Below are 16,642 nucleotides of genomic sequence, written 5' to 3'. Positions count from 1 at the left end.
ACCGGTTTACGTGCTCTTCTTGATTTGCTGTTTCCAGTGAAAAAGCTTCAACATGGCGTCCATTGGCGTCATTTGATTGAGATCCAGCTCGCGGAGCTCAGCAAGCACCTGTGTCTCTTCCGGCGTCAACGGGGACACCGGTTCTTCACGGACAGCAGCCACTGGAGCCGACCAGAGCGTCTCCAAAGACATTTGCACATCACCTGACGCCGCCGTGCCCGCCGACTCCAATCCAGACAAGATCTCCCGGGCCCGTTCGATGACCTGGCGGGGCATCTCGGCCAGCTCTGCAACGTGAATGCCATAGCTTTTGTCTGCACGGCCTGGTTCAATCTTGTGCAAAAAGAGCAGCTTGCCCTCCCTCTCTTCGCAGCGTGCGTTCACATTGACAACTCCTGTCAAGGCTTCCTCCAGACCTGTCAGCTCATGGTAGTGCGTGGAGAACAACGTTTTGGCTCCAATTTTTTGTCTGATGTATTCGATCACTGCCTGAGCCAGAGCCATGCCGTCATACGTAGAGGTTCCCCGTCCGATCTCATCGAGCAGGATCAGGCTTTGCGCTGTTGCCTTTTGCAAGGCGTGCCTGGTTTCCAGCATCTCCACCATAAACGTGGAATGCCCGGAGGCCAGATCATCCGCCGCCCCGATCCTCGTGAAAATTTGGTCAACCAAGGACAACCGGGCTACTTTTGCCGGCACGAAGCAGCCGATTTGCGCCATGACAACCAACAGCGCGATTTGCCGCATGTACGTGCTCTTCCCGGCCATATTCGGACCGGTAATGAGGAGAATCTGCCTGTCTGTCTGGTTCATGTGCACATCATTTGCGACGTATTTTTCACGCTCGAGGACAGCCTCTACCACCGGATGTCTGCCGTCTGTAATGACACACTCTCCCGTCGTGACCAACTCCGGCCGTACATACCCGCGTTCGTCGCTTACCGTCGCGAACGCCTGCAGCACGTCGATTGCAGCCACCCGCTCCGCAAGCCCCTGCAATCGCGGGATGTGGGCAGCTACCTCGTTTCGCACCTGGACAAACAGCTGATACTCCAGCTCAATCAGCTTCTCTTCCGCTTCCAGGATGAGCGCTTCCTTTTCCTTCAATTCGGGTGTAATGAAGCGTTCCGCGTTGACGAGTGTCTGCTTTCGTTCATACCGCCCCGCTGGAATGTTCGCCAGATTCGCCCGCGAAACCTCGATGTAATAGCCAAACACTTTGTTGTAGCCCACTTTTAGCGAGCGAATCCCGGTCGCTTCCCGCTCTGTCTGCTCCAGTTGGGCAATCCATGTTTTGCCCTCGCGGCTCGCTGTATGCAGCTTGTCCAAATATTCATCGTAACCGGTCCGGATCAATCCGCCTTCCCGTACGGAAACCGGCGGATCGTCCACAAGAGCCGTCTGCAGGTGCGAAACAATGTCTGTACACTCGTCCATTCCCTCGGCCAACCCGGTCAAAACCGGCGCATTCGTCTCCAGCAGCAGCCGTTTCAACATCGGTACAGCTTCCAGCGAATGCCGCAGCTGCACAAGATCGCGAGCATTGGCATTCCCGTACGAGATCCTTCCTGCCAAGCGTTCCAGATCGTACATCTGGTCCAGGCAGTTCCGCAAATCGGAACGAAGCAGCAAGTCTCCTTTCAGATAAGAAACGGCATCCAGCCGCGATTCCAGCTCGACTTTGTTTACCAGCGGTCGCTCAATCCAGCGACGCAGCAGCCTTCCTCCCATCGCAGTCTCCGTGCGGTCCAGCAGCCAGAGCAGCGAGCCTTTCTTCGACTTGTCGCGAATGGTTTCCGTCAGCTCCAGATTTCTCCGGGAAAAACCGTCCATCTGCAAATATTGCTTGGCGTCATAACGCTTGATCAAACGCATGTGCGACAGGCTTCGCTTTTGTGTAACGCCGATATAGTGGAGCAGCGTGTTGACCGCCAGACGCATGGCGAGATCAAGCCCGCGGGAATCGTCGCCGTATTGGTGATCGACGGCAAACGCATCCACCTTATTGCCTTCTATGTATGTTACCGGTACATTTGTTTTGAGCTCTCCGTTCCAACCGGACGAGACCAATTCCTTGGGATGGTACTGCATCGCTTCGTCCAGCGCGCCTTCTCTTCTGCCGATCAGCGAGGTCACATACATCTCTCCGGTGCTCATGTCGCAAGCGGCGACACCCATGCTGCCTTCCGCTTCCGCAATCGCCACCATGTAGTTGTTCTCCTTGTCGGTGAGCCATCTTCCCTCCATCATCGTCCCGGGGGTAATCACCCGCGTGACCTCCCGACGGACGACCCCTTTTGCTTCCTTGGGATCCTCTACTTGCTCACATACCGCTACCTTGTAGCCTTTTTTCAACAATTCGGCAATGTAAGCATCCGCAGAGTGATGAGGAACGCCGCACATCGGAATTTTTTCTTCTCCGCCGCCCTCGCGTCCTGTAAGGGTGATTTCCAGTTCACGAGAGGCGAGAACAGCGTCCTCAAAAAACAGTTCGTAAAAATCGCCCAAGCGAAAAAACAAGAAAGTATCCGGGTAGTCACGCTTGATCGCCAGATACTGTTGAATCATCGGGGTATATTGAGTCATCGCAACCTATCTCCTAGCTTCCATTCTCGTTTGTTCATTATAACACGGGGAAACGGGTATGTTGAACCTTTCCCCGTGTATGACTTCAAGTGATTCCTTTTATTGACTGCTTGCTTTCCCGACGTAATGGCACCATACTTTTCGCAGATCGCTGTTTGCCGGCCAAACATTGCCTGCGAGCAGGAAGGAAAAATAAGCGTCCAAAGGGCTGCGGGACCGCTCATAGCCGGGCAGCATGGATACCTCTTGCCAAATGCTTTTCACATAGGGTGCCAGCTTCTCCTTTTCTCCTCGATAATAAGCGCGCATCAAAGCCGGGGAGGTGCAGCTGCGAGACAATTTGTCTGCCGAACTTGCCACCAGGTACGCCAGATGGAGAATGCCTCTCGCAATGACGGGGTGCACAAGCCAGCTTGGCAATGTCCGGTACTCGAAGCCTCTGGCTGTCTCGTAGTCCTTCTCCCGCACGTCGCCGAGAAAACCGTAGCGCGGGCGCCGTTTTTGGCAACCTTCATCTTCTACGAGAACGAGCGGAAGCGCGAGATAGGCATCCAGGCGGCGAAACAGGGAAAAGTGGGGCCTGATCCCGCTGAAGTGGATATGCCCCCCTGTCGGGTAACCGTCAAATGGCATGCCTCCGCCGATCCACTGTACTTCCTTATCTCCGATTATTCTGGCTGCAGCACCAAGGGCTTTGACAATCCGGGAAAACAACGCATCCGGGTCTCCGGAAGGCGCTGGGCGCAGCTCGACCAGAGGGTGCTGATGAAGCGCGAGGTCTTCGCGATAACGGGTTGAGTCGCACCCTACAACACCACGTATCCCCATGAAATCAGAGGCAAGCGCCATTTTGCCGTCAGGCTGCCGTAGCGCAAATTCAGGATCAGCTCCAAGCTGAATATGATTTGCGTTCCAGCGACTCTGTTCCTGGGACCACCACGCTTTTGCTTCGGCGAGGAGTCCCTCCCTGTGCTCTGCGGGCCATTCGGCGGATATACTGCGAACTTTTACGCGAAACGGAGATGCCGCCCGCAAAATAATCTCTCCGAGGTGCAAACCGACGGCATACAAGCTGCGGACAGCAAGATGTATCACAGCCCTTGCCTCATAATCGTCATCCGCTGGATTTATGCGTTGAAACTCGCTGTGTGCGACGGAGTACTTCGTCCAATGCTGTTGCACCTGACATCTCTCAATACGTAACACGTGGTTTTGAAAAAGGTGCACGCGGTAGGTCCTCGTTCCGGGTTCAGGAGGATCCTTTGTCGTCACAGGTATACCGCTGGTGCGCAAGAGGTAATGAACGCGGTTCGTTTTTTGCAATAGAGTCATTGTACTCTCTTCGTTGATCGGCAAGGCTGGCTCGCATCCAGGATCACTCCATACGGCTTGAGAGCTGTCCACTCCACTTTTTGCAAACAAGGGCCTCACCTCCACTCTGATGTGATAGCCTATGTCGCAAACCGGCAAAAAGTGAAGCAGCCGCTCTTCTCTCTTGCAGACAAGCATTTTATGACAAAAAGAAAAAGAGGAGATGGTCGCTCTCCTCTTAGTCCAATTCGTCCAGCAATGTGGCCGAATCAAAGTCATCAAACTCGTCGCTGCTGTCCTCGTAATCACCAATCAGGTGGTATTCCTTGTCATCGCAGCTGTGGCAGACGACTACGCATACTTTGGTTTCCCCGATGATCTCGACGGCATATTCACTTTCCACTTTGACAGTGACGGAGCCGCCGCCACTCAGTTCGGCTTTGACGCACTTCGGTTGTTCAACGGCACGGGCCATGATTTCCAGGTCTCCGCGGCTGTTTCTGTCGAAGAACGTGAGCGGAACGAGTACGGAGAAATTGACTGTCTCCCGCTTTACTTCGGTTTCCGTGTTATCGGCAAACGAGTACCAAAGGTTGACGTCATACGTACCAGATACCTCAACCGCGTCCCCTACCTTCTCTGCCTGGAAGTTCGTGTTTATCACCCAGCATCCGAGGATCGTCGAAGGAGTATGCGACGGTATGATGGTGTGGGTCGTTTGTGTGAATTTATGACCTTTACCGCAGACGGCTTTTGCGATGAGTTCCCGGCACTGCAGGTCTTTGTCTGTACCCGACATTTCGTTACCTCCTCCATACAACGTTTCTGTACATTTGTATGCAGGGCATCCGACTAGGGTGCAAACACCCACTGCCATTTTGGCAAGGCTTGTCGCAGGTTCATCCTATCGCATCTGCGGCCATTACGTGATCAGGAGGAGCAGCAGCCGTCCTTATGTTTTTTCTCTGGACCGCCGCCGGTCTCGCCAGTCAGCGGATTCCCGCCGGTATCCAGAACGATGCGCTCCGAAACGGTATTCGTAATAACCGTCGTAACCATTTGCAAGAGGTCGTTGACATCGACTTGCGACTGCTTGAACTCCGTTACAAGCGGAATGCTGTCCAACTCATCGTGAAGCTGATTGTACTCCGCCTCTACTTTGCTTACCAGCTCTGGCTTATTCATCGATTCAAACATGACCATCTGCTTTTGTTTCTTCTTTAACTCGTCGATCAAATTTTGCACGCGCTCGTGGTGTTTGATTTGCAGTTCTGCCCGCTTGTAAAAATCCACTTCTTTGGTCTGCGCAATCATAGCGGCCAGCTCTCTGGCTTTGTCCAGTATTTCTTTTTGTGTATACAGGTAAGTTTGCTCCATCATTTTACACCTCGATTTTTGTCACGATTTCCCCGTGCAAGGTCCATGTTTTCACGTCGGTGATCTTCACGTGCGTGTACTCGCCGATCAGCGATTTGTCACCGACGAAGTGGACCAGCTTGTTTGTCCGCGTACGTCCAGCCAGTACGTTCGGGTTATTTTTCGATTCGCCCTCGACGAGTACCTCTACGACTTGGTCCTGCAACGGTTTATTTTTTTCCAGACTGATCTTGGCCATCAGTTCATTCAAGCGATACAGGCGCTCCTTTTTCACTTCCATGGGGACATTGTCTTCCATGACAGCAGCCGGCGTGCCTTCGCGCGGAGAGTACACAAACGTATACCCGGAATCGTAGCCGACTTCTTCGACTAGCGAAAGCGTCTCTTCGAACTGCTCATCGGTCTCTCCCGGGAAGCCGACGATAATATCGGTCGTCAGCACTACATCCGGAATCACCGCTTTAATTTTACGCACCAGGTCCAGATAATGTTCGCGCGTATACTTGCGAGCCATCCGTTTCAATACCTCGGTGGAACCGGATTGAACCGGCAGGTGAATGTGCTCCACCAAATTGCCCCGTTTTCCCAGAACTTCGATAAGGTGGTCGTCAAAATCACGGGGGTGGCTGGTCGTAAACCGAATCCGCGGAATGTCGATCTTGCGGATTTCGTCCAGCAGATCGCCGAAGCCGTATTCCATGTCCTCAAAATCTTTTCCGTAGGCGTTTACATTTTGACCGAGCAATGTAATTTCCTTGAAGCCTTGGCGGGCCAAATCGCGAACCTCTGCGATCACGTCCTCGGGACGGCGGCTGCGTTCCTTCCCGCGGGTATACGGAACGATACAGTACGTACAAAACTTGTCACAGCCGTACATAATATTGACCCAGCCCTTGATGTTGCCCACGCGGTTTTTCGGCATGTTCTCGATGATGTCGCCTTCTTTGGACCACACCTCGACGACCATTTCCTTGCTGAACATCGCATCCCGAAGCAGGAAAGGCAGCCGGTGAATATTATGCGTGCCGAAGATCAAATCCACCTGCTGGTAGCTCTTCAGGATCTTGTTGACGACTTTCTCTTCCTGGGACATGCATCCGCAGACGCCGAGAATCAGGTTCGGGTTGTTGTGTTTCAGCCGCTTCATGTGTCCCAGCTCCCCAAACACCTTGTCCTCGGCATTTTCCCGGATCGCACAGGTATTGAAGAGGATCACATCTGCCTCCTCAAGCTCTTCCGCAAATGTGTATCCCATCTGCTCGAGAATGCCCGAGATCGTCTCCGAATCATGCTCGTTCATTTGGCAGCCATAGGTGCGAACGTGATACCGTTTGCCTTTCCCGATCCCCTTCATCACTTCCGGGATATCAAAATTGTAGTGTACTTGAATTTCTTCTTTCCCCCGTTTTTTTGCTTCCTTTAAAGAGGGGGGTTGAAAAAATTTGGCGAAATCCTCTACGGTTTTGGATGACTTCCCGGATTTTAAGTCCGGAGTCGCTTCCTTCTTTACTGACATCAGTCTATCACCTCATCTGCAAGATGTACTTGTAGGTTGTTACAACTCATGATTATAGCACATCCGCTCCTATTTCCCGAAATGAAATGCGAATATCCTATGAAGATTCCCGGGAGCCTCGTCCGCTCGCCTTTCGTCCAATCCATACGGCATGTACGCGAAAAGCAGATACATGATTGGCGAAACAATCCCATATAATCTTCCAAAAGCACATCTGCTTAGGACCCGCTTTCTTCCTGACACTTTTCCGTCGATAGAGCGACCCTGACTTTCGATACATCGATAAACAATACCGTTTCTGTCTTTTGCTGCTTGTTCCTTTCGGCATGAAACGATTCGTCTTCGTGAGACTATTTACGCATTTTTACCAAACAGGCTTGGTTTCCTGCAACTTCTCCTTGTCCCCCGCCGTCATAGTAGCAGGCCGAACGAAATCAAAAGAGATCAGGAGGTTTCTATGAAAAGAGTTCTCACATTTTTAATGGCAGTGATGATGTTTGTCACTGTCGTGCCGTTCGTCAACGCGTCGACGACCTTCTCCGACGTCCCTCGGAGTCACTGGGCGTACAAAGAAATCCAGGCAATGGCGTCCAAAGGGATTATCAAAGGCTATGAGGATGGAAAATTCCGTCCCAACAACAAGGTAACCCGCGCCGAATTTGCCAAGATCATGATTGCAGCAGCAGGTGTCGATATCTACAAGCAAAAGGTCAGCCAGACGTTCCAGGATGTCCCTAAAAATCACTGGGCTTTCTACTATGTAGAATACGCGAAACCGTACCTGACCGGTTATAAGTCCGGGAACAAATATACGTACAAGCCGGACCAGTATGCTGTACGGGAAGATATCGCCGTCGCCCTCGTGCGCCTGTTGGGCTACGACCGCACAACCAAAGCGGATCTGAGCGCACTCAAACGCTTCAATGATGGCGACCGTATTTCCGCTGCGCTTCGCCCATACGTAGCCATCTCAATTCAAACGGACCTGATGAAAGGAAGCAATAACTATTTCCGCCCGCAAGACGCGATCACTCGCGCGGAAGCCGCTTCTTTGCTCTATCGCGCCTTGTTGGAACGCGATGAAGAGGACGATGAAACAAAAGTGGTCTTCCCGTCCCCTGAAAAACCAACTCCGGAGCTTCCGACCAGCGTCAGCGACAATTTTTCTTCGGATGAGCTGAAAAACTGGGATACAGACAACGCGCTTGGCACTTGGGGCGTTCTCAACAACCAGGCGACGGCAACAACAACCGACCGCAAGCTGGAACATTTCTTCCTGCCTTTGATCTGGAACGAGAAAGCCAGTACCGATCGCTTTGAAATGTCCGTGGACGTAAACGCAAACGGCACAAATGGCTTGGGGGGTCTTTACTTTAATGAAAAGGACGGCAAGGCACACGTTGTTTTCCTGAACAAAGACAGGGTGACCCTCGCGACCGTGAATGACGTCAACGATGATGATGTGGATGTGATCGCATCCGGCTCTTACAAGCTCAAAGGGACAAATAAATTAAAAATTGTCGTCAAAGACGATGCCATCTCGATTTACATGAACAATCAATACCTGTTTGGCCAACAAAAATTGAAGCTTGCGAGCACAAAGCTCGGTCTGTATCTGCAAAAAGACGCGACAAAAGATGCTCCGCGCAAGCTGACCTCTCTCGATAATTTCACGTTTAAAGTGCTTGACTGATTTGCGCGATCACCGTTTTCGTCGGTCCCGCGGTCCGCTTGTGACCCGCCGTCGGAGACGGTCTTTTTATTCCCGGCAAAAATTGCGTGTTGAAGATCACTAGAAATGAATGGCGTTGAGAGTTATAATGGTAGCGATTCTTGACCGGGAAGGGGTTTCCTATGTCATTTTCTGTAAATCAGCCGTTTTTGTGGATGGACTCGGGCATCTATCGGGAAAGTCCGCTTGAGCCTCTTGCCTGCGATGAAGCGTTGGCGGCTCAAATGAAAAGAGAAGGAGCAGCACCCATTTTACATTTGTGGGTGTATGACAAAGCTCTGTATCTGGGGCGGCGCGACGCCAAGCTCCCCCGGCTGGAGGACGCTTTGCGCCATTTTGGGCAACAAGGGTTTGGTTGTGTGCTGCGGTCTTCTGGCGGTGCCTGTGTCCCGCTCGACGCGGGTGTACTAAACCTGGCTTGTCTTTTGCCTGATACCTCCATCTCTATCGATACATTTTTCCGCTTCGTCACCGAATTGCTTTCCGTCGGGCTGCGTGACTACGGAGCAATCGAGTTCGGGGAGGTTACAGGCTCATACTGTGCGGGAGAATATGATTTTTCGATTCGCGGAAAAAAAATTGGCGGCATGGCTCAGCGCCGCACCCGCTTTGGCTCCATTCTGCAATTGTGCATCAATGTGGAAGACCAGCCCCGCGGAGATTGGATGGAACAGTTTTACGCTCTGGCCGGCCTGGACGAGATGGAGAAAAACAAGCCGATTCCGTTTATCGACGGCACAACAGTGGGCAGCATCGACGCGCTAACCGGCAACATCGTCACGGTGAACGATGTCAAAGAACGGTTGTTTGCCGCCATCCAAGCAGAATGGGCCATACAGCCCGCTTCGTTTGCCGTCGACGCGGTGGCGCTTTCCGAATCTCGCGTCCATTTAGCGGAACGTCTGGGCTTATTTGCTTTTCCGGCGGAAGCGCTCAGAAAAGCGGACTGGAGATTGGCGGCCCAACCCGAAAACGGGGATGCTGCCAGCCGGAAATAAACGTGCGTGTCGATGATATGTGCGGTCAGAACCTTTAGGAGGAGATATGAGTAGCGATCGAAAGGGGACCTTTCAGGATCTGAATGCCCTTTTTGTTTTTGGGGCAGCTACTGTCTTGGTCATTCATATCCTGGGCTTCTTTATTCAAACACAAAACGAGTATCCCTTGAATACAGACGTCGAGGCGGTCATGCTGATATTGTTCAGGTTTGGACGGTCTCTGTTTATTTTCGCAACGGGGATGTTGCTGTTTTATTGGTATCGGAAACGCCAGGTCGACTGGGGGATATTCTGGCGAAAGCGCTTTAGAGTCATCGTCTTGCCTTATATGATCTGGACTGCGATTTATACGGTGTTCAAGCTGCAAACAGTGAACGTGGCGGAATTGGCGCCACAGTTTTTTCACAGCTTGCTAACCGGCAGTTCTTTTTATCATCTGTATTATATCCCGCTATACCTCCAGCTGAGTTTGCTCTTTTTCGTTTGCAAGGGCTGGTTTGAACGGTATCTGCGCTTTTGGATGGTAGCTCTTCTGTTTCTCTTGCAAAATGCGCTTTACCTTGTTTTCCGCTGCTTGTTTACAGACCCCCTGTGGGTCATCGATTGGTCGGCTCATCCATTGCTCTCTTTGGTTGAATACGGATATGTAAGCAGCCAGAATTACGCTTGTATGTACTTCTTCACCTTTGCTTTGGGAGCGTATGCCGGACTTCATGTTGACAAGTGGCGACTCTGGACAAAGCGATTGCAGCTGCCATCCTGGATTGTGACTCTCAGTCTGGCCGTTTGGATCGCGTACCGCTATCTAAACGGCCACATGAGCTACGAACAGAGCCTGAATATTTTCGAGCCCACGTACCTGACCTATACGACGAGCTTCCTGATCAGCTTTTACCCGCTTTCCCGGTACTTGGGAAAATTGCCGGTACTCGGCGAATGGCTGTCCAAATGGGCAAAGCATAACATGGCTATCTATCTCGTGCATCCGCTCATCCTGTTTCTGTTGGAAAGCCACGTCATTTTTCGGCTTGACTGGTCAACTCCGGTCATAATGGCGGCCATGTTTGTGATTACCCCGCCATTGTGCATTTTCCTGTATGAGCATACACTGATCTCCTACTGGAGCAAACGGTCCAGAGGAAAGAGCCGTCGTCCGGCACGAATGAACACGCATGGCGCCTAAGCAATGCAGGCGCCTTCTACTTTTCAAACCGATGGGTCCGGTCATTGTAACGAAGCAGCTGGTAGGAGCTTTTCTCCATCAATGCGACACCTGTCTGGTCCAAAGTGCGCTCTAAACTAAAATACACCATGGTTTTGCCCTCGGGATCAAGCTTAACAGTGGCATCCAGAACATCCATCGTCTCGTTTTGATTCCGTCGGTGGGCAATGCCGCTCCACGCCTCTCGGTAACCTTCCGGTGTCTTATGAATCACATACAAGGTGCGCTCATCGCCTTGTGCGGCTGATACGTCTGTCGTCAGCACCAAGTAATCCTCCCCTACAACCTGATAGCTGAAGATGCTCTCCTGCTTGCTCAGAACTGCTTCGTATTGTCCATCCCGATGCTCGTACAAGATCGTCAAGCCTGTGCCTCCCGGCAAATTGACAGCCGCGAGCAGGTCGGGAGCGTCGAATGTGCCGGCGACAGCAGAAGGGGCTTCCCCGGATAAGGCCATGCTCTTGATTCCGACGGGAACCACCGTAATATGGGCAGGATCAACCTGATTGCGGACATTCTGATCGAGCCCGTCACGCAAATCTTCCACGATCCATTCAGCAACGCGATTCTGTTGTCCGTCATAAATTCCTGAGCCGTGAACAGACAACTGTCTACCGATTAAAAGACCCACCCCCGCGGATAAGATCATGAACAGGGCAACTGCCCCCCAAATTGTTTTACGCATGGTTATACAGCTCCTAGCAATTGGAGGATCCATCAGTAAGACGATTGAGCCGGGAAAAAGGTTACGCCTGCTTTCCTATAAAATCCTAGTGTAAATAGCCCTGCCATCCTGCATACTTACATTCAAGGGACGTTCGTTCCACACCTCGATATCGCCCGGCTTTGGTGCCGGGCATCTTTGTTTTTGTTTGCACGACAGCCCTACCCTTCCCTCCTTACATACGGTATCATAGAGGTGAACCACATAAGGCGAATCGGTTCGCCAATGTAGAGAAAGGTGGTGGATATTGTTTGAATCCGGACTGGCAACTGCTCCATACCAAAATTAAAGACCTTGTGATTGCATCGACAAAAGTGGCTCACGTACAGCTGGGGAACTCTCTGGAACACGCCCTGCTCGTACTGATCAAGTCTGGCTATTCGGCAATTCCCGTATTGGATCACTCCTATCGGCTGCACGGTCAAGTCAGCACAACGAATATTTTAAACAAAATCCTGGGCTTGGAACGATTTGAATATGAAAAAATGGACGACTATACGGTTGATGAGGTAATGACGACCAAAATCGCCCGGATGAAAAATTCGGAGGAGTTTTTGAAAGCGTTGGAAATGTCGATCAACCATCCATTCATATGCATTGAGGATGATGAGGGGGTTTTCCAGGGAATCTTGACGCGAAAATCGATACTGGCGGTGGCTTATCGTCATTTCCGTCATCTTCCCCACCCGGCGGCAGAAAATCAAGCCGCCCCATCTGACGCTACATAGTGCTGCGTTATTTCCAAAAGACAAAAAGCAGGCCTGGCCATACGGCAGTCAGGTCTGCTTTTTTACTCGATGCTTTTCCCATGAATAGAGGGGACCATCCCTTTCATCAGGGAGCTGGCGTACTCAAGCGGATGGCGATAGGTCTGCCGGAACATCGCCACTTCCCCCGCCTTGAAAAAGGAATAGCGCTGATCCCGAATATTGATCTCGATCAGATAGGGGTTTCCTTGTTCATCGATTCCCATGTCCATTCCCAAATCTGCCAGTGACGGGTAATGCCTCTCATACTGTCTGGCCAACTGCACGGCTGCCTCACTGATCCTCCCGATGATTTCCTGCTGTTCCTCTGGAGAAAACCTCTCGCTCAAGACTGTTTCCAACGAAAACGCCCGGCCGCCTCGGGCCAAATTGCTTAGCTTGTTTTTTTGATTGGCCACTTTTGCTACCATGCCGCTTACGCACCACTTCTGCTCCCGGTTTTTTTGAACGGAGACCCGTATATCGTATGTTTTGCCTTCGAAGCGGGCCAAAGGGATCCCTTGCTGAATCAAATAGCGCTTGTTCCCGATCCACCTCGCCAACTCAACCTGCAGCCCCTGCCGGGAAAGCGCCTTTCGAAACTTTGAGGAGATGAAATGGTACTGATCTCCCTCTCGCTCGATCCGAACCACTCCGATCCCAACAGACCCTACCGACGGTTTCACATAGACGATTCGGCAGCGATCTAGGAAATGTCGGAGATTGTCTCTGGAATAAGGGACCGTACGGGGCAAATAGGCGCGCAATCTCGGGTTTTGCCAGAGCATCTGATGAACCTTCCGCTTGTCTCTGACGACCAGACCGTTAAAAACGAGCTGAGTCCTGCTCAGGCGCCTGATCACCTGGCGCGCTTTCACCTCTCCCGTCAGCACTCGATTGTGGATGACTCGCGGTACCGGAACAACTTTCGGGACGAGGCGGCTTCCATTCCAAAAGTAGCCTTTTACTTTTCCGTTCTGCAGGACATGACGAGGATGAAAAAAAACTGGCTCAAGACCTAACTCTTTCCCGATCTCCACATAATAAGGCAGTCGTTCATACGTTTTTTTGCCGCTAATGCCGTTTTGGATGATGTTCCAATCTAGCATGATCCCGACTTTATCCATGGAGTTTTACCCCCTCGATGCGTTCCTCATCATAGGGTATGTATCGCCCACAGGAAGAGCGTGCCTATTTTCCTGAAATTGTTCCATGACAGCCGAAGATTAGGGTCTCGATAGGGGACTTTTCTTTTTGTCGAATAAATTTTTTGAATTTGGTTGTTACTTTTCTTAGTATTTTTCGTTTTAATCTACAGGATATAAATCCCATATCCTGAAAAACTCGGAAGAGCGGAGGTGATCTTATGAAAAAGTTTCTTGCAATAGCTTCTGCTGCCATGTTGATTATGTCGGCAACTAGTGGTGCATTAGCAGCAAATCCTGACAGTCTTTGCAAGCCGAGCAAATCATGCCCTGGTGATCCTCCTCCTGGGTCCTGCGTACTTGTCCCAGGAGGAAATTCCAAGTGCCCTACACCGTAGCATCATGTAACGCTGACGACCATGATCTTTTATGTGGTCGTCAGTTCCTCTCCAGATGTGATGTTTTGTGAATCGGCTTTGCTCGCTTCATCGCCGTTATCCGTCCGTTTATCAAATCGTGTAATGGTTCATATCGGCTCATCATTTGATTGAACGCCGTTTGCGATGAAAGTTGCCTGCACGGTGTAGGCTCGAAGGAAATCCCTCACAACCAAAAGGGGCTAAGTCGAGAAAAGCGATGATACATCACCAATATTCCTCGGCTCCTGGTTTTTCCGACACAGCTTCTGGGTTCACGTATGCCGGGCTTCGTCGTCCAATTTGATCGTTACGTGAGTGCTCTCAACTCATTCGACAACGTATGGCACTCTTTTTCCGGTTGTCGGAACATGCGCTTGCCCGGGAAAGAAATCCCTTCTGCCCTCCTACATTTCTCTTCGTTCTACGGCCAGCAAAAAAGGCGCCTGGTTTTGTTGATTGAGATACTGGTATTGGAGCACCAGGAATTCCAGCTGGCTAAGCTGCGAGCAGTACGACTGCACCGTTTCCTTTTCTACGGAGCCAGCAGGGTGCCCCCAGTAAACCATAACGGTCATGATTCCGCCTGGCTTTAAAAGGGACAAGCCTGCTTCAATCGCCCTTATCGTACTGGCAGCCTGGGTTGTGATCTCTTTGTTTCCTCCGGGTAAATACCCCAGATTAAACATGATGGCTCCTACCTGCTCTGTCAGCTGCGCCATTTCCTCATGGCTCGCAAGCCGCATATCTACCCGATCGAGGACACCTTCCCGCTCTAGTCGTTCTTTTGTTTTCTCCATGGCCTGCGGCTGAATATCGTAGGCAATGACCTTGCCTGTCTCCCCTACATGACGAGCCAGAAACAGGGTGTCGTTCCCGTTTCCCATCGTCGCGTCAATCACTGTCTCCCCCGCTGAAACTCTCTCCCGTATTAATGTTCGTGCTACTTCCAGGACATTGGGAAACATCTTGTTTCTCTCCTCTCTTACAATGACAGATCTATCTGCAAACCGATTTTCGCAACATGACAAGTGCCGCTCCGGTACGCTGTGGCTTCTTGACGTACTTCCTCTTCCGTATACGCATGGAACAGATGGGTGAGGAGAAGCGATCGGCAGCCCAGTTTCTCCGCCCATTCAGCCGCCTGCCCTACGCTCAGGTGTCCATTTGGCCGCGCGGGTTTGTTCCGTTCCAAATACGTGCCCTCGCAAATAAACAGATCGACCTGGCTGGCGAACTTTGTCCAATCCGTTCCTGGACCGCTGTCCGCGCCATAGACGATCGTTTTTCCCGACGATTCCAATCGGATTGCATAGCAAGGATCGCCCTCGCCATGATCGGTACGGAGAAACGAGACGCGGATATCTCCGATCGTCAAAGCTGTCGTTTCATCTACCGGGTAAAAACGAGTCGCATCGCGGTACACCAATTCGGCAGTTTTTTCTTCCGGCTCGCCTGGAGCATAAATCGGCAGCGGAGACTTCTGGTCCCGCTGGCCAAACAATTGATGGACCATAAGGCCGTACTGCAATACCCCGATATCGGCTACGTGGTCATGGTGATAATGGGAAAGGATGAGCGCATCCAGATCGCAAATCGGCAGATACCGGGTAAGCTGAGCCAATACGCCGCTCCCGCAATCGAGCAGAAGGTTGGTATAAGGCGTCTGAATCAGGTAGCCGGGAGTCGCCCCGCAAGGGCCCGGATAAGGGGACTGAAACCCCAGTACAGTAAGGAGCATATTCATCGCTTCCTCTCTCATAGGATGAAGTAAGTGGGACAGGAGGTTTGTCATGCAGCGTTCTTGGAAGACCGCACTGCAAATTGCCTTTACGTATATCGGTACGGTGGTGGGGGCAGGGTTTGCTTCCGGTAAAGAGATCGTTGAGTTTTTTGTTCAATACGGCTCCCAGGGGCTGGTGGGCATACTGCTTGCGACCGGCTTGTTTATCTGGGGCGGAATTCGCGTCATGGTGCTATCCTATCGAATTCAGGCCGATTCTTACCAGGACCTGAGCACCTATTTGTTTGGACGACCCGTCGGTACGATCTTCAACATGCTGCTTTTGACTGTATTGTTTGGGACGACCTCTGTGATGCTGGCAGCAACGGGAGCTGTCTTCTGGGAGTCTTTTCAATTATCTCCGCAGCTCGGGATTTGGGTAAGCATGATCCTGATTTTTTTGGTGGCGCGAAAAGGCTTGTTTGCCATACACTCTGTCAACAGCTTGTTCGTTCCTCTACTAATCGGCTTTACCCTCCTCGTGTTTCTTTATTCCCGGCCTTGGCTGGATGACGGGCCGCTTGTCGAAATCATCAAGCCGTGGGCTTGGCTCAGCTCCCCTCTTTACTATGTTGCCTTAAATATCTCGCTGACACAAGCTGTGCTTGTTCCGATCGGCCGTCACAGCTTTAGCGAGAGACCACTTATATGGGGAGGAGTGCTGGGAGGGCTGGGCATTGGCACTCTTTTACTGTTGGCCTATGCTTCGATGTCCGTTCGCATGCCGGCGATCGGTCAAGCGGAGATGCCCATGATCGCTCTGCTGCAGGGACTCGGCAAAGGAATTCCGTTTTTCTTCTCGATTCTGGTCTACACGGAAATCTTTTCCACGCTTGTCGCGAATGTATTTGGCCTATCTGAGCAGATCAAGAAGGCAACAGGTCTTCGCCGGCATACGATTGTAGCAGGCATTCTGCTGGGGGGATACGCGATCAGCTTTATCGGCTTTGGTCCCCTGCTTCGTCTTCTCTATCCGCTGTTTGGACAACTCGTCATGTTGTTCCTTCTGATGCTGTTCATCCAGCAAATCCGCCGGAAACCGACGTCTTGACCGCGCTATCCCCGAAGGTTTGGCCAAATCAAAAA

At 51.5% G+C, this 16,642-nt stretch carries 14 protein-coding genes; 5 read left to right on the top strand and 9 right to left on the bottom strand.

Annotation, left to right across the window (positions count from 1 at the left end; translation table 11 throughout):
- Nucleotides 1-6: 6 nt before the first annotated feature.
- The 5 genes from mutS to miaB form a co-directional block, all read right to left on the bottom strand.
- Nucleotides 7-2,586 (bottom strand): DNA mismatch repair protein MutS, encoded by a 2,580-nt coding sequence (gene mutS / locus Q3F21_RS12065; RefSeq protein WP_340252822.1) that lies wholly within the window; start codon nt 2,584-2,586, stop codon nt 7-9.
- A gap of 99 nt (nt 2,587-2,685) precedes the next feature.
- A complete protein-coding gene (locus Q3F21_RS12060; RefSeq protein WP_340252820.1) occupies nt 2,686-3,681 on the bottom strand; it encodes a putative amidoligase domain-containing protein in 996 nt (331 codons plus the stop codon).
- 454 nt (nt 3,682-4,135) lie between these two features.
- The gene (gene cotE / locus Q3F21_RS12055) at nt 4,136-4,696 is read right to left on the bottom strand and encodes an outer spore coat protein CotE (protein ID WP_340252818.1); all 561 of its coding nucleotides are present in this window, start codon (nt 4,694-4,696) and stop codon (nt 4,136-4,138) included.
- Between the two features lie 131 nt (nt 4,697-4,827).
- On the bottom strand, nt 4,828-5,274 hold the full coding sequence (locus tag Q3F21_RS12050) for a RicAFT regulatory complex protein RicA family protein (protein ID WP_340252816.1): 447 nt from the start codon (nt 5,272-5,274) through the stop codon (nt 4,828-4,830).
- A gap of 4 nt (nt 5,275-5,278) precedes the next feature.
- Nucleotides 5,279-6,790 (bottom strand): tRNA (N6-isopentenyl adenosine(37)-C2)-methylthiotransferase MiaB, encoded by a 1,512-nt coding sequence (gene miaB, locus Q3F21_RS12045; RefSeq protein ID WP_340252814.1) that lies wholly within the window; start codon nt 6,788-6,790, stop codon nt 5,279-5,281.
- A gap of 457 nt (nt 6,791-7,247) precedes the next feature.
- Here miaB and Q3F21_RS12040 point away from each other — a divergent pair, with 457 nt between their 5' ends.
- From Q3F21_RS12040 to Q3F21_RS12030, 3 genes are all read left to right on the top strand, one after another.
- Nucleotides 7,248-8,483, top strand: a complete 1,236-nt coding sequence (locus tag Q3F21_RS12040; protein WP_340252812.1) for an S-layer homology domain-containing protein — start codon at nt 7,248-7,250, stop codon at nt 8,481-8,483.
- 161 nt (nt 8,484-8,644) lie between these two features.
- Entirely contained in the window at nt 8,645-9,520 is an 876-nt protein-coding gene (locus Q3F21_RS12035) for a lipoate--protein ligase family protein (protein ID WP_340252810.1), read from the top strand.
- 46 nt (nt 9,521-9,566) lie between these two features.
- Nucleotides 9,567-10,703 carry an acyltransferase gene (locus tag Q3F21_RS12030; RefSeq protein ID WP_340252808.1) on the top strand — a complete coding sequence of 379 codons (1,137 nt, stop codon included), beginning with the start codon at nt 9,567-9,569 and terminating at the stop codon, nt 10,701-10,703.
- Nucleotides 10,704-10,719: 16 nt separating this feature from the next.
- Here the strand turns inward: Q3F21_RS12030 and Q3F21_RS12025 are convergent, their stop codons facing one another.
- A complete protein-coding gene (locus Q3F21_RS12025; protein WP_340252806.1) occupies nt 10,720-11,427 on the bottom strand; it encodes a hypothetical protein in 708 nt (235 codons plus the stop codon).
- A gap of 290 nt (nt 11,428-11,717) precedes the next feature.
- Between Q3F21_RS12025 and cbpB the strand changes: the two genes are divergently transcribed.
- Nucleotides 11,718-12,194 carry a cyclic-di-AMP-binding protein CbpB gene (gene cbpB / locus Q3F21_RS12020; RefSeq protein WP_340252804.1) on the top strand — a complete coding sequence of 159 codons (477 nt, stop codon included), beginning with the start codon at nt 11,718-11,720 and terminating at the stop codon, nt 12,192-12,194.
- A gap of 62 nt (nt 12,195-12,256) precedes the next feature.
- Here cbpB and Q3F21_RS12015 read toward each other — a convergent pair whose 3' ends face one another.
- From Q3F21_RS12015 to Q3F21_RS12005, 3 genes are all read right to left on the bottom strand, one after another.
- Nucleotides 12,257-13,339: a YheC/YheD family protein gene (locus Q3F21_RS12015; protein ID WP_340252802.1), complete on the bottom strand. Its 1,083-nt coding sequence runs from the start codon at nt 13,337-13,339 to the stop codon at nt 12,257-12,259.
- Between the two features lie 841 nt (nt 13,340-14,180).
- Nucleotides 14,181-14,741, bottom strand: coding sequence for a class I SAM-dependent methyltransferase (locus Q3F21_RS12010; protein ID WP_340252800.1), 561 nt, complete (start codon nt 14,739-14,741; stop codon nt 14,181-14,183).
- Between the two features lie 17 nt (nt 14,742-14,758).
- The gene (locus tag Q3F21_RS12005; protein WP_340252992.1) at nt 14,759-15,514 is read right to left on the bottom strand and encodes an MBL fold metallo-hydrolase; all 756 of its coding nucleotides are present in this window, start codon (nt 15,512-15,514) and stop codon (nt 14,759-14,761) included.
- 52 nt (nt 15,515-15,566) lie between these two features.
- Between Q3F21_RS12005 and Q3F21_RS12000 the strand changes: the two genes are divergently transcribed.
- Nucleotides 15,567-16,607, top strand: a complete 1,041-nt coding sequence (locus tag Q3F21_RS12000) for a hypothetical protein (RefSeq protein ID WP_340252798.1) — start codon at nt 15,567-15,569, stop codon at nt 16,605-16,607.
- Nucleotides 16,608-16,642: the final 35 nt, after the last annotated feature.

The sequence above is a fragment of the Brevibacillus borstelensis genome (assembly GCF_037834415.1).
Taxonomy (GTDB): Bacteria; Bacillota; Bacilli; order Brevibacillales; family Brevibacillaceae; genus Brevibacillus; species Brevibacillus borstelensis_A.
Note: the sequence above shows the minus strand (reverse complement) of the source record. Positions and strands in the feature narration are given on the sequence as shown.